The 13,495-nt window shown below is 65.5% G+C and carries 13 protein-coding genes; 4 read left to right on the top strand and 9 right to left on the bottom strand.

Going from position 1 to position 13,495, the window contains the following annotated elements:
• Position 1: 1 nt before the first annotated feature.
• From AC59JP_RS17805 to AC59JP_RS17820, 4 genes are read right to left on the bottom strand one after another with little or no spacing between them, the layout of a single operon-like run.
• Positions 2-949 (bottom strand): PDR/VanB family oxidoreductase, encoded by a 948-nt coding sequence (locus AC59JP_RS17805; RefSeq protein WP_497327149.1) that lies wholly within the window; start codon positions 947-949, stop codon positions 2-4.
• On the bottom strand, positions 946-2,163 hold the full coding sequence (locus tag AC59JP_RS17810) for a cytochrome P450 (protein ID WP_497327150.1): 1,218 nt from the start codon (positions 2,161-2,163) through the stop codon (positions 946-948). Before AC59JP_RS17810 ends, AC59JP_RS17805 begins: the two co-directional genes overlap by 4 nt.
• Before the next feature lie 59 nt (positions 2,164-2,222).
• Positions 2,223-2,990 (bottom strand): pirin family protein, encoded by a 768-nt coding sequence (locus tag AC59JP_RS17815; RefSeq protein ID WP_497327151.1) that lies wholly within the window; start codon positions 2,988-2,990, stop codon positions 2,223-2,225.
• Positions 2,990-3,475, bottom strand: coding sequence for a VOC family protein (locus AC59JP_RS17820; RefSeq protein WP_497327152.1), 486 nt, complete (start codon positions 3,473-3,475; stop codon positions 2,990-2,992). The genes AC59JP_RS17815 and AC59JP_RS17820 overlap by 1 nt, the downstream gene beginning before the upstream one ends.
• A gap of 95 nt (positions 3,476-3,570) precedes the next feature.
• Between AC59JP_RS17820 and AC59JP_RS17825 the strand changes: the two genes are divergently transcribed.
• Positions 3,571-4,029: a MarR family winged helix-turn-helix transcriptional regulator gene (locus AC59JP_RS17825; RefSeq protein WP_497327153.1), complete on the top strand. Its 459-nt coding sequence runs from the start codon at positions 3,571-3,573 to the stop codon at positions 4,027-4,029.
• Between the two features lie 130 nt (positions 4,030-4,159).
• Here the strand turns inward: AC59JP_RS17825 and AC59JP_RS17830 are convergent, their stop codons facing one another.
• Together AC59JP_RS17830 and AC59JP_RS17835 are read right to left on the bottom strand one after the other, a co-directional pair.
• The gene (locus tag AC59JP_RS17830) at positions 4,160-5,119 is read right to left on the bottom strand and encodes a ferritin-like domain-containing protein (protein WP_497327154.1); all 960 of its coding nucleotides are present in this window, start codon (positions 5,117-5,119) and stop codon (positions 4,160-4,162) included.
• Positions 5,120-5,229: 110 nt separating this feature from the next.
• The gene (locus AC59JP_RS17835; protein WP_497327643.1) at positions 5,230-6,282 is read right to left on the bottom strand and encodes an Rv1355c family protein; all 1,053 of its coding nucleotides are present in this window, start codon (positions 6,280-6,282) and stop codon (positions 5,230-5,232) included.
• A gap of 256 nt (positions 6,283-6,538) precedes the next feature.
• Between AC59JP_RS17835 and AC59JP_RS17840 the strand changes: the two genes are divergently transcribed.
• Entirely contained in the window at positions 6,539-7,300 is a 762-nt protein-coding gene (locus tag AC59JP_RS17840; RefSeq protein WP_497327155.1) for a hypothetical protein, read from the top strand.
• On the opposite strand, the gene AC59JP_RS17845 is transcribed toward AC59JP_RS17840, so the two are convergent.
• Positions 7,281-8,363, bottom strand: coding sequence for a GGDEF domain-containing protein (locus AC59JP_RS17845; RefSeq protein ID WP_497327156.1), 1,083 nt, complete (start codon positions 8,361-8,363; stop codon positions 7,281-7,283). The two genes, AC59JP_RS17840 and AC59JP_RS17845, sit on opposite strands and share 20 nt — an antisense overlap.
• Positions 8,364-8,658: 295 nt before the next feature.
• Here AC59JP_RS17845 and AC59JP_RS17850 point away from each other — a divergent pair, with 295 nt between their 5' ends.
• The gene (locus AC59JP_RS17850; protein WP_497327157.1) at positions 8,659-9,519 is read left to right on the top strand and encodes an SDR family oxidoreductase; all 861 of its coding nucleotides are present in this window, start codon (positions 8,659-8,661) and stop codon (positions 9,517-9,519) included.
• An 18-nt stretch (positions 9,520-9,537) separates the two neighbouring features.
• On the top strand, positions 9,538-10,992 hold the full coding sequence (locus tag AC59JP_RS17855; protein WP_497327158.1) for a flavin-containing monooxygenase: 1,455 nt from the start codon (positions 9,538-9,540) through the stop codon (positions 10,990-10,992).
• Between the two features lie 79 nt (positions 10,993-11,071).
• Here the strand turns inward: AC59JP_RS17855 and AC59JP_RS17860 are convergent, their stop codons facing one another.
• Complete coding sequence (locus AC59JP_RS17860) at positions 11,072-12,130, bottom strand: TerC family protein (protein ID WP_497327159.1); 1,059 nt, start codon at positions 12,128-12,130, stop codon at positions 11,072-11,074.
• Between the two features lie 139 nt (positions 12,131-12,269).
• On the bottom strand, positions 12,270-13,478 hold the full coding sequence (locus tag AC59JP_RS17865) for a PucR family transcriptional regulator (RefSeq protein WP_497327160.1): 1,209 nt from the start codon (positions 13,476-13,478) through the stop codon (positions 12,270-12,272).
• Positions 13,479-13,495: the final 17 nt, after the last annotated feature.

The following is a 13,495-nucleotide window of genomic DNA, read 5'->3' on the forward strand; positions in this document are numbered from 1 at the left end:
CTCAGAGCTCGAGAACGAGTCGGGGGCTGACCGACCGTGACACGCAGATCATCATGCACGTGTTCTCGGCCTGCTCCTGCGGGGTGAGCACGGAGTCGCGGTGGTCCGGCTCCCCTTCGACGACGCCGGTTTCGCACGTTCCACACGTGCCCTCCTGACAGGACGACAGCACGTTCACGCCCGCCTCCTCGACGACCTCGAGAATGCTCCGGTCCGGAGGCACCGTGACGGTGACACCGGTATCGGCGAGCACCACCTCGAAGGAATCGGAACGCACGGGCGCGCCGACCTCCTTGGGGGAGAATCGTTCGATGTGCAGAGCGCCCGACGGCCATGGCGAACACATCTTTTCGACGGCCTGAAGCAGCGGTTCGGGGCCGCAGCAGTACACGAGGGTGTCCTCGCTCGGCTCGGACAGCAGCCCCGGCAGATCGATGAGACCGTGAGTGTCCTGCGGCCAGATCGTCGCACGCGAGCCGAACTCGGAGATCTCGTCCAGAAAAGCCATCGACTGCGTCGAACGACCGCCGTACACGAGCGTCCACTCGGCCCCCGACTTCTCGGCCGCGCCGATCATGGGAAGGATCGGAGTGATACCGATTCCGCCCGCCACGAACACGTAGCGAGCCGACTCGTCGAGCGGGAAGTGATTGCGCGGGCCACGTCCGGAGACCGTCGACCCGACGGTCAGGGTGTCGTGCACCCAGGCGCTGCCGTCCCGTCCGGCCGGTTCGTTGAGGACACCGACGCGGTAGACGCTCCTGTCGTTCGGATCTCCGCAGAGCGAGTACTGCCGCTCGCCGCCGTCTGCGACGGTGATGTCGATGTGCGCTCCGGGTTGCCAGGGCGGCAGTTCGGCGCCTCCCGCATCGGCAAGCGTGAGCACCACGACACCGTCGGCCGCGTCCTCTCGTTCCCGGACAACGAGATCGAGATCTGCTTCGGTCATGCCGACACTCCTCCGAAAGACACGGGCAGGCGATCCAGACCTGCTGCGTTGGGCGTACTCGAGTACCTTCGCACGGTACCTGCGATCTCGTACTCACCGAGGCGGGGGAGTGCGACCTCCAGGGCGACTCTGGCTTCGAGCCGCGCGAGCGGATTTCCCAGGCACCCGTGCAGGCCCTCCCCGAAACCGAGGTGGCGAACGGCCGGCCTGAGTGCCTCGAATTCTTCCGGATTCTCGAACTGACGGTCGTCGTGATTGGCCGCGCCGAGGACCATGGCCACGCGACTGCCGGACGGAACGGTGACTCCGTGAAGTGTGACGTCGCGACTGGACGTGCGGACCACCAATTGCAACGGCGTTTTGTACCGCAGGCCCTCCTCGACGGCGTTCGCGATGCGGGACGGGTTCTCGCGCAGCGCTTTCTGTTGATCCGGGTGCGTACCGAGCTGGTGGAACAACGTGGTCAACAGGCCGGACGTGGTCTCGATGCCGGCGAGGTACAGCCCGAACACCAACCCCACGATCTCCGAGGCGGCGTCGATCTCGTTCTCTGCCAACGGGACTCCGCCGATGTCGGCCTGAACGATGTGAGTCAGCAGGTCGCTCTTCGGCTCTCGGCGTCGGCGAGCCAACATGTCGGCCAGGTAGTCGCGAGATCGCTCGGTCGATTCGACGGCACGCGGTGTGAGTTCCGCGCTGTCCGGCACTCGATCCTTGAGGCCGTGCGACCACTCCTTCAGCTGCTCGCGTTCCTCCCCGTCCGGCAAGCCGAGGAAGTCGAAGAAGATCTCGTAGGGGAGGGGCCAGCACAATTCGTCGGCGAGGTCCGCGGTCCCGCGATCGGCGAAGGAATCGACCAGGTCGGTGACGACAGCGCGAACGTCGTCCTCGAGCTTCTTGATGCTGCGCGGCATGAACTGCCGCTGCACCACCCCGCGAATCTCGTCGTGCCTGGGGTTGTCGAGGACAGGGATGTTGCCCGCCCCGCCTTGAGAGTTGGTGTCGTCGAGGTCGATTCCCTCGAAATTGAGATACGTCTCGGAGTCCCGGAGGGCGGCCCGCACGTCCTCGAATCGTGAGAGGGCGTAGAAGTTCCACTTCTCGTTGTAGTACACCGGCGCTTCGTCGCGCAGGCGTCGGTAGACCGGGAATGGATCGTCGTGGAACCGTGCGTCGAACGGGTCGTAGACGACAGGGTCGGGGGAGCCACTCATGGGTAACAACGCTCACACGCACTCTGTGCATATGTCAAGACATATGCACAGAGCCAGTGCTAGCCGCTGATGGTCGCGTGCATCTCCCAGACGATGACCTCGGCGCCGGCCGTCGAACTCACCTGTTGTCCGCCGCCGAAGCGTACTCGTACGGCGTCACCTTCGACCAGAACGCCGACCCCTTCGAGCGATGCTTCTCCGCGCGCGACGAACACGTGCAGAAACGGAGCGTCGGGCAGTGTGACCGCGGGCGTGCCAGGCTGCAATCGCGCGACGTGCATCGCGGCGTACTTGTTCTTGATCCTGATCGCGGAATGATCTGCGTGAGAGGGCATTCCGGACGCCACAGGAACGAGCCCACCGGAGAGGAGTTCGTGCTCGATCTCGAGCTGCTCGTATCCGGGGGTGATGCCCGCTTCGTCCGGCACCACCCACATCTGAACGAAGTGCACGGGTTCGGCGTGCTCGCCGCCGTGTTCCGTTCCCAGGCGCCAGGAGTCGTTCTTCTCGGAGTGCAGAATGCCGGTTCCGGCGCTCATGCGCTGTGCGAGACCCGGGTAGATGACGCCGGTGTGTCCGATCGAGTCCTGGTGGACCAGGGAACCCTGCAGTACCCAGGTGACGATCTCCATGTCGCGGTGCGGGTGGGTGTCGAAACCCTGGCCCGGCACCACGATGTCGTCGTTGTTGACCATGAGCACACCGTGGTGGGTATTGCCGGGGTCGTAGTGGTGGCCGAAGGAGAAGGAGTGCTTCGAGTCGAGCCACCCGATGTTCGTCTTCGCCCTGTCGTCGGCGCGTCGCACGTCCAGCGTGGGAGCAGTCATCACAGAACCTTCTCTCCGTACATTTCGCCGAGCGGATCGGCGATCAATTCGATGCGGGCGCCGTCGGGATCACGGAAGTAGAGCGACACCTCGCTGTGTTCGACGAACTCGACGCCCGCCCCTGTCATCTTCTCTCGCAACCGTTCCCACCGCGACGTCTCGACGCTGATGGCCACATGGTGCAGTCCGCCGAGCACTTCCTGGTACGGACCGAGGTCGAGGCCGGGAAAGTCGAAGAACGCCAACAGGTTTCCGTTGCCGATGTCGAAGAAGAAGTGTGACGAGCCGGGGTAGTCACGGTTCTCGATCAGTTCGGTCAACGGGAACTCCAGCAGGTCCTGGTAGAACCGGATGGTGTTCTCCACGTTGCTGCTGACGAGTGCGGTGTGGTGCAGGCCGCGCGCGGACGATGCCGGACGCGTCGACGCCGGCGCCAAGTGCTGGTCTCGGATGCGGTCGCGCTGTGCAGCGAAATCGGTGGTCATGGTGATTGCCTCCCGAGAAAATGGTTGCGTGCTCAACTAACTGGAACCGTACACTCATTAGTTGCTTTGTCAACTAACTGCGATATTCTGTGTTCATGACCGACACGCGCTGGCTCGACGACGACGAGCAGGGGGCCTGGCGCGCGTATCTCGATGCCACCAGACTGCTGCTGCACACCCTCGACCGCCAACTCGCGCGCGATGCGGGTATCTCGTTCACCGACTTCGAGCTCCTGGTGGTGCTCTCGGAGTCCCCCGGAAGCCGGCTGCGCATGAGCGAGCTGGCCGACGCGGTGACCACCACCCGAAGCGGCGTCACCCGAGCCATCACGCGGCTGGTCGACGCAGGCTGGGTGGTGCGGGTCGAATGCGAAGACGACCGGCGCGGCACACTGGCCGAACTCACGGAGGCCGGCCGAGACAAGCTGGCATCGGCCAGCCCCGGACACGTCGCCGCGGTGCGCGAGAACATGTTCGACCTCATGACGCCGAGCGACGTGAATGCGTTGCAGCGCACGTACTCGGCGATGCGTTCGCACATGACCGAGTCATAGTCCATTCCGCTAGGTTCACGAACAAAACTGCAGCTAAGCCACAGGGACGGTCCGATGGCCAACTGCGAAGACGACTACGCCCCTGTATTCAAGGAATACAGGGGCGTAATCGGCTGAGCGAGAGAGCTGTTTATTCGACGCCGGCGGCCTCACGAGCCAGCGACGCAACGTGGGTCTGCGCTGCGGACACCACGCCCTGACGGTTCTTGTTGCGCTCCTCGTAGGCGACGATGGTGCGCACGTCCTGCGTGTCGGTGAGCTCACGGATCGCCGCGACCGCGTTGTTCACGGTCAGCTCGTCATAGCCCTCGATCGGCAGTTCGTCGGCCTCGAGCGAGCCCGAGGCGGCGCGTGCCTTGTGCAGGGCCTCCGCGGCGTCGTTCCTGCCGGCGTCGCGGACCGTTGCTTCGGCCGCCTCGAGCGCTGCGTCACGGCTGGCGGCAGCGGTACGTGCGGCGACCTCGGTGATCTCCGCGCCGCGTCCGACGAGACGGCGGACGGCTTCCGGGGTCTCCTGCGCCGTGTTGATGGCGCGGTCGATCGCGTTGGTGGCGACGTTGATCGGTGCGTTGATGGCGCCGACGACGGCGCCTGCAACGGCCTGGGTCGGCGTGCGACGCAAAGCAGCCGGACCGCCCAGTGCGTCCTCGGCGAGAACGGTGATGAGCCAGTCGACGGTGGCGCTGTGCGCGGTGATGAGCCGCTCCGCAAGGCGCTCCACGTCGGTCTGCGAATCACTGGTGGCTAGTGCCTTCAGGTAGCGCGAGCGGTCGAGCAACTGGTGCTCGAGCGCGAGGTCACCGAGAAGTGCCTCGTCGAAGGGCTGCGCCTGCTCGGCTGCGGCCTTGAATGCCGCGGTGATGCGTCCGACGGCGGGTGCGATGACGGACGGTGCGCCGCCGAGTTCGCGAAGAACGGTCTTGATCGCCTTGGCACGATCCTCGCCGTTGGAGGCGTTCTGCTGAAGCTCGTTGCGCACTGCTTCGGTGCGCGCCTGTATGACTCGGGTCTGCGCAACCTGAATCTCGGTGTTCGTGAGCGTGAGCAGCGCGCGCAGCTGAGCAATGATCGTTGCTTTGGTGGCGGTCATGTTTTGCTCCTTTTCGTGGATCGGCGTTTACGAACGTCGTTCGTAACTGACCTGAAAGTCGGTTACCCGCTGGTAATGAGCAAAAACGTGAACTATGCCACGAATGGCCGTCACACCTGCGGCCGCGGGTCCCTGCTGTCTGCCACCAGTGCGTCCAGGTCGATCCGTACGCGCCCGGACGGTGGCGCCGTCCCGAGGCCGAACGACCGGACCACCGCGCAGACGGACGCACCGCCCAGCGCGACGTCGCTACCCAGTTGCGGCCACGACGACAACGTCGACCCGATCTCGGGCACCGACGCGAGCATGCGGGGTGTCAGCTTGGCCGGGTCCAGAATCCGAGCCGCCATGGACGCCTTCTCGGATGCGGCCATCGACGCGAGGGACGACTGGTCGATGTCCCCGAGCAATCCATGGAAGAGCGGGCGCTCGGGTTCGAGGTCGAACCGTTCGACGTCGAGCACACCACCGTCGCTCGTCTCCATGACGACCGGAATGCCGTGTCTTCGCGCGTGCTCACGAACCATGACTTTGGCGTCCATGGAGTCGCACTCTTCGATCACCACGTCGAGGCCGGCGAGGAAGTCGTCGATCGTTCCTGGCGTGATGCCGTCCGTGAAGGTGTGGACGGTCAGATAGGGGTCGATTTCCGCGATTCGCCGGGCGGCGAGCACCGCCTTGTTGACACCGAGGTCGAACACGGTGGCCGGCACGCGATTGAGGTTCGACAGGTCCAGGTCGTCGAAATCGGCCAGCCTGAGCTCGCCGCACAGGCCTTCGAGCGCCAGGGTGTGGGCGACGGCGTGGCCCACGCTGAGGCCGACAACACCGACTCGCCGCCTGTTCATCGATTCCTGCTCCGCGGCCGTGATCTTGTTGCGGTTTCGGTCGAGTCGCAGACGGCGAAAGGACGTCGGCCCGAGCAGGTGAACGAGGGTGTGGCGCCACGGGTAGTGAACCCATCTCGTGCCGTCGGACCGCGCGTCGTCCGACGGCGGAAGCAGCTCGGCGAGTGAGCGCAATTGCTCGGCCGTCGTGTCCAGCACGACCGTCGTCGCATCGGCGGTCAATCGATCGATCTCGGTGCGGTCGGCAGTCTCGGACGGGTCGAGAATGCGGTGTTCGGGCACGTCGTGCTCGCTCTCGCTGGCGCGGTGGGACAGGTGACGAAGGTAGCGAACCGCCGGGCAACCCGCACGACGTTCCGTAACGAAAGGTGTTTTCTCGCACCATTATTTGTGAATCAGCACGCAAATTGGCGCGGACCAAACCAATGGACGGTTTCTCGTTGTGCAGTCTCACTAATTTCGGGCCGATCGCTGTGACGAACGGTAGTAGACGGCTGAAACGGCCGGGAGAATGGTGCGTGTTGCCGTCGGGGCGCGCAGGGCTCCGACCCTACGCGTGAAGGAGCCGACCGTGGTCCACGTGACCCAATCGCCGACATCTCGGACCGGTGTGGTGCATCGCCCGCAATTCGGCGCCCGCTCGGCACGCGTCGTGGACCCGTTCGACGGTCCCCGCTCGGTCGTCGATCACAGCAGCAAGACGGTGCTCGTGGCGGCCACGCCCTCCGCGGCGCCGGACCTGTGGTCCCGGTACGTGGACGGAGCTCTGCGCTCCTACGAGCGTCACGGAGTGTCCGTCGCGATCGACACCGACGAACTCGCCTCGGGAGCTACCACGACGCTCTTCTTCGTGGCGCTCGACGCCGACGGACGGATGCTCGGCGGTCTCCGCGCACAGGGCCCGTACACGCACGTCGAGCAGTCGCACGCACTCGTGGAATGGTCGGAGTCCGACGGACTGGACCTCGTGAAATCCGATCTGCGGATGCGTCTGCCGGACGGCGTCGTCGAGATGAAGACGGCATGGGTCGACGACGACGCTCCCGCCAAGGTGATCTCGGCGCAACTGGCGCGGGTCGCGCTGCCGACCATGGAGATCACCGGGTCCCGCTACCTCCTCGCGACCGCTGCCGATCACGTGCTGCGGCAGTGGCAGTCGTCCGGCGGCCGCATCAACGACAGCATTCCGCCGGCTGCCTACCCCACGGATCAGTACCGGACCCGATTGATGTGGTGGGACCGCGAGACGATCGCCGACGACGCGCGTCCTGACGTGTGGTCGACCATGCAGGCGGAGACCGCACACCTGGCGATCAGCCGACGCGTCGCCTAGGGGTCTCACCCGTCATGAGCTTGATGGGGACCGTGGCCTCGGACTTCCATCGGAACGCCTCCGCGCGTGCCTGGACACCGCGGTCGCGGCCCTCGTTCTTCGCCGCGTACAGCGCGCGATCCGCCACGCGGATGAGCTCGTCGACGAACAACTCGACGTCGCTCGGGTCACCGTCCCCCTGCACGACGAGGGCGTTCACCGCGCCGATGCTGACAGTCACCTGGCACCGGGTTCGAACGGCCTCGAGGATGGCCGACTGGACGTCGGTCGGAGCGGTGTCTCGACACAGCACGACGAATTCCTCGCCGCCGATCCGGGCGACCACGACGTCGTCGTCGCGCACCGACTCGCGCACGGCTGCCGAAATGGCGTCGGCCACGGTCACGAGCACCTTGTCGCCCGCTGCGTGACCGTGTCGGTCGTTGACGGTCTTGAAGTGATCGACGTCGATGATCAGCACGGTGACCGGATTGTCCGACGATGCCGCCGCGTCGAGCATCGTCTCGACGCGGGTCATCATGCCGCGGCGATTGAGCAGACCGGTGAGGGAATCGGTGTACGCGAGCGTCTCGAGCCGTGCGGTCACCGCGACGAGCGACCGGCGGATCGTGGCGATCAGTAGCACGGGGACCAGCACGATCGTGGCGGCAGCGCCGACGGCGACGAACGTCACGGCGCCGGACGTCGACCCGGCGAACGTCAGACCCGTCGCCATCGCGACCGAGGCCAAGGTCAGGGACGCCGTGACCTTGTGCGGTGACCCGGATGCGGCGATGGCGGGAACCACGGCGAGCATCGATGTCACGGCCCGAGCACCGGACGGGTCGGCGATGAGGAACGCCGAGATCGCCACACCGATCATCCCGCCGGACCCGAGGACGGTGAACTGCGTTTCGGTGAGACGGCCTGCTCGAACGGCGATCGCGACGGTCACCACTGTGAAGGCGACGATGACAGCGAGGATGGGCAGCGCGCCGGCCTTGAGAAAGGTCGGCGACACGACACCGAGAACGAGCAGAGGCAGAGCGCCGGATGCGCTCGCGATCACGGTGCCCGTGCGCACATCGAAACGGTCGACGTGGAGGAGGGAACGAACCGAACGACTCCGCCTTTCCATCGACTCACTCTCTGTCGTACGACCGCGTGCCGGTTACCCCGGGTTGTCCGTACACCAGGGTAGGTCACGGAACCGGCAATCGGAGACGCCGCCGACGTCGGTTTTTCTGGTTACGTCCGCTTTGCGCAAAATTGTTGCCCGAAACGTCGATCGAAACCACCGCAGACCCCGCTCGACCGGCCTCGTACACGCGGTGTGAGACTCGGTGTACCGGCAGTCACACATACGTACTGGAGTCGCCATGCCCTCGGTTCGGAACAAAGTCGTGCTCATCACCGGCGGCGCGCGAGGTATCGGTGCGGCCACGGCGCGCGAACTCGCCGCGCGCGGCGCCAAGCTGGTCCTGATCGACGTGGACGAAGCGCCCTTGTTGGAGATCGGTCGTGAACTCGACGCGGTGGTCGTGACGGCAGACGTGCGCCGGCTCGATCAGATGGAAGCAGCCGTCGCGGCGGGAATCGATCGCTTCGGCAGAATCGATCTCGTTCTCGCGAACGCCGGCATCGCCAGCTACGGCTCCGTGCTCGCCGTCGATCCGGAGACGTTCAAGCGCGTCGTCGACATCAACCTTCTCGGGGTGTTCCACACGGCCCGCGCCGCACTGCCTGCGCTCATCGAGAGCAACGGTTACATCCTGATCGTGTCGTCTCTGGCGGCCTTCGCCGCGTGCCCGGGGCTGACGTCCTACAACGCCAGCAAGGCCGGCGCAGAGCACTTCGCGTCGGCGCTGCGCCTCGAGGTGACGCACCGGGGTGTGGGCGTCGGCTCGGCGCACATGGCATGGATCGACACACCCCTGGTGCAGGACGCGAAGGCCGATCTGTCGGCGTTCGGCGATCTGCTCGCCGTGATGCCCGGACCACTCGGCAAGACGTCGTCGGTGCAGGATTGTGTCGACGCCTTCGTGGCAGGACTCGAGAAGCGCAAGCGCCGAGTGAACGTCCCCGGCTGGGTGGGGCCGATCGGGTGGCTCAAAGCCGTCGTGACGTCGCGGGTGGGCGACCGCAGCACGCTGAAGCACGTTCCGCGAATCCTTCCCAAGATGGACCGTGAGGTGGCGGCGCTGGGCCGGTCCACCAGTGCTCGAAACAAGATGCAGTAGAAGGGGTTTCGACTCGTCATGACCGCAACACAGCAGCACGTGGATTTCCTCGTCGTGGGGGCGGGACTGTCGGGAATCGGTGCAGCGCACCACTTCCAGGCAAAATTCCCGGACAAGACGTTCACGATTCTCGAGAGCCGCGGAGCCATCGGTGGCACCTGGGACCTGTTCCGCTACCCCGGGATTCGGTCCGATTCCGACATGTACACCCTCGGCTACGTGTTCAAGCCGTGGACGGGTGAGAAGTCGATCGCGGACGGCGCGGCCATTCGCGACTACATCGTCGAAACCGCACGAGAGACCGGAATCGACAGGCACATTCGGTTCCACCACAAGGTGACGTCCCTCGAGTGGTCGAGCGAGGACAACCGGTGGACGGTGCACGCGGACCACGACGGTGCGGATGTGACCGTCACGGCGTCGTTCGTGATGTCGTGCAGTGGGTACTACCGATACGACGAGGGGTTCACCCCGGAATTCGCCGGACGCGACTCGTTCGCCGGGCAGATTGTGCATCCCCAGCACTGGCCCGACGACCTCGAGTTGGAGGGCAAGAAGGTCGTCGTGATCGGAAGCGGCGCGACGGCCATCACGCTCGCCCCCAACCTGGCGCAGAAGGCCGAGCACGTGACGCTGCTCCAGCGCTCGCCCAGTTACATCATGTCGTTGCCGGCGAAAGACCCCATCGCACAGAAGCTTCGGAAGTTCCTCCCCGCCAAGCTCGCCTACTCGGCCATCCGGCTCAAGAACGTCTCCGTCGCCGTCGCGCTGTACGAGCTGTGCCAGAAGTACCCGAACTTCATGCGGGGACGCATCCGCAAGCTGCAGGAGGGGTGGCTGCCGAAGGGCTACGACATCGACACCCACTTCACCCCGCGCTACGACCCGTGGGATCAGCGGTTGTGCCTGGTGCCCGACAACGACATGTTCCGCGAGATTCGCAAGGGAACGGTCTCCATCGTGACCGACCGCATCGCGAGCTTCACCGAATCCGGCATCCGGCTCGAGTCGGGCGAGGACCTCGACGCCGACGTGATCGTGACCGCAACCGGCCTGAACCTGACCGCACTCGGCGGGGCGACGTTCCGCGTCGACGGTCAGGACGTGGACCTGTCGAAGACCATGGCGTTCAAGGGAATGATGCTCACCGGCGTCCCCAACTTCGCGTTCATCGTGGGATACACGAACGCGTCGTGGACTCTCAAGGCAGATCTGGTGTGCGACTACGTGTGCCGATTGCTCGAGCACATGGAGTCCAACAACTACGCGAAGGTGGAACTGCAGCGTGATCCGTCGGTGGGCGAGGAACCGTTTCTCGACTTCGCCGCCGGATACGTCCTGCGCGCCGTGGACAGCTTCCCGCGGCAGGGATCTGTTGCACCGTGGCGTCTGCGCATGAACTACTTCCGCGATCTGCCCATGCTCAAGTTCGGCAAGGTCGTCGACGACGCCATGGTGTTCGAGCACGCCTGACCCGAGACACGCTCGACCCAGAAACGAAGCGGCGACGCACCGTGATGGTGCGTCGCCGCTTTCTTCTAAACCGGAAGTGCTACTGCTTCTCGGTGTTCACCGTGTCGGCTGCACCGGCCTCTGCCGGGTTGGCGTCGACGGCGGTCCGGGATCCGGGTGTGACCGCTCCGTCCGCGAGAACGGTCTCGTCGGTGTCGGCCGACCCCTTCGGGGGACGCTTGAGGCTCAACACGACCGAGACGGTGAGTACCACCACGATCACGGCCAGCGACACCAGCGACGGGATCTCGGGGATCGAGGTGCTGATGACCTTGTGGCTTGCCTGCAGCACGAGCTTCACGCCGATGAAGGCGAGGATGATCGCCAGTCCCTTGCCCAGGTAGTGGAACTTGTCCAGCAGACCCGAGAGCAGGAAGTACAGGGCGCGAAGGCCGAGGATGGCGAACGCGTTCGACGAGTACACGATGAACGGATCGTCACTGACGGCGAGCACCGCAGGAACGCTGTCGACGGCGAAGACCAGGTCGGCGGCCTCGATAGCCACGACCACCGCGAGCAGCGGCGTTGCGACGCGCTTGCCGGCTTCCTTGACGAAGAACTTGGTACCGGCGTACTCGTCCTGAACCGGGACGACCTTGCGGAGCAGGCGAACTGCGACGGACTTGCTGGGGTCGTACGAATCGTCTTCGTCCTTGAGCAGCTTCCATGCGCTGTAGAGCAGGATCGCGGCGAAGACGAAGAGCACGACGGTGAACTTGCTGACCACGGCAACGCCGAGTGCCAGGAAGATGCCGCGGAAGATCAGTGCGCCGACGACGCCGAAGAACAGAACGCGGTGCTGGTATTCACGCGGCACCTTGAAGTAGCCGAAGATCAGCGCGAACACGAACAGGTTGTCGACGGACAGACTCTTCTCGAGCAACCACGCCGTGGTGAATTCCACGCCCGCGTTCGCTCCGAAGGTGACGCCGACGACGATGGCGAAGACGATGGAGATGCCGACCCAGATGGCGCTCCAGGTCGCAGCTTCGCGAAAGCCGATGATGTGGGCGCCGCGGTGACCGAACAAGTCGATCAGCAGCATCACGACGATGATCGCGGCGAGAGCGGCCCACGCCCAGATGGGTACGTCGAGCATGACTTTGGGCTCCTATCGGTACGAGTGGATTGTGCGGTGCCCTGTGGCTCCGTTCCTTCCAGTGTGCCCTGCCGGAACCGCGCACGTTCAGTCCGAATACGGACAGGTTCGCTTCTTTTTCATTGCCGATGTCCGGCAATCAAGCCGTGTCGGACCCCGAAGAGGGCCAGTCGAGAAGTTTCGCGCCGAGAACTGCGGTGTTCAGCGCGAAGCGGCCGGCCGGGTCGTCGACGTCGCATCCGGTCAGCTCCTTCACCCGAGCGAGGCGATAGGTGACAGCACGTACCGACAGGTGCATCTCCCTGGCCGTCGACGCCGAGTTTCCGCCGGACGCGAAGTAGGTGTCGAGCGTCTGCAGCAACGGCTCCGCCCCTCCGCGTGCCTCTTCCAGGGGGCGCAGCAGGGTCTCCACGAGGTCGCTGATGGCGTCGCGGTCTCGCAGAAGAACGTGGTGTACCAGCAGGTCACGGGCCTCGACCACCCGCGTGGTCAGATTCAGCCGAACCGCGAGTTCGAGCGCCTCACGCGCCTGGCGGTACGAGGTGACCACGCCGCTCGCACCCGGCGCGGCCCGTCCGACACCGATCTGCCAGTCGCGGCGGACGCTGTCGCGAGACGAGTCCTCCGACCCCTCGCCGGTCCGTGACCCCAGCGCCGCGCTCACCGCCTGGACAACCTGATCGACCGCGAGACGGTCGGGTGCGGGGAAGACCACGACGAGACGACCGTCCTTGCTGGCCACCACGGCTTCCGCGTCGCCCTTGGTTCCCGCGGTGGCTCGCTCGATGGAGCGCGCGACGGGAGTGCCGTCGGTGAACGGAACCTCGGCCCGCACCACCAGCACGCAGTGCGGCCCGGACAGGTTCAGCCCGAAACGGGCCGCGCGAGAGGACATGTCCGCGACGTTTCCGCCGCCCATGAGCAAGTCGTCGACGAATTCGCGCCGGGCCGATTCCTCGAGGCGGACGATCGACCGTCGGGCGAGCTGAAATCCCTCGGTCAGTTCGGCAACCACGTCGTCGGCAGCGCGCAGCATCACGTCACCGGCTGCGGCCACCGCACGGCCATCCGCGGACTGCTGCACCATCGGCAGTTCGCGCCACATCCGCCACGTCGCGGAGAGGTAGAGGTCGAGAAGAGCGCGCAGCGCTACTCCGCGGCGAGCCGCGTCGTCGGCCTGTGCCCGGAAGTTGCGCAGATCGCGGCGTTCGAGTGGTCGACCTCGGGTCACTGCCTCGGTGAGGACGGTGAGAAAGTCCGCCAGCAGTTCCGCCGGCGCACCGGCGTCCGCAGCGGCGGCGTCGGCAACGCGTTCGGCAGCCGATCTCGACTCGGAGGGCGGGGCCACGCCGATCAGCTTCCCAC

It is taken from the genome of Rhodococcus sp. 320_ES, assembly GCF_059691855.1.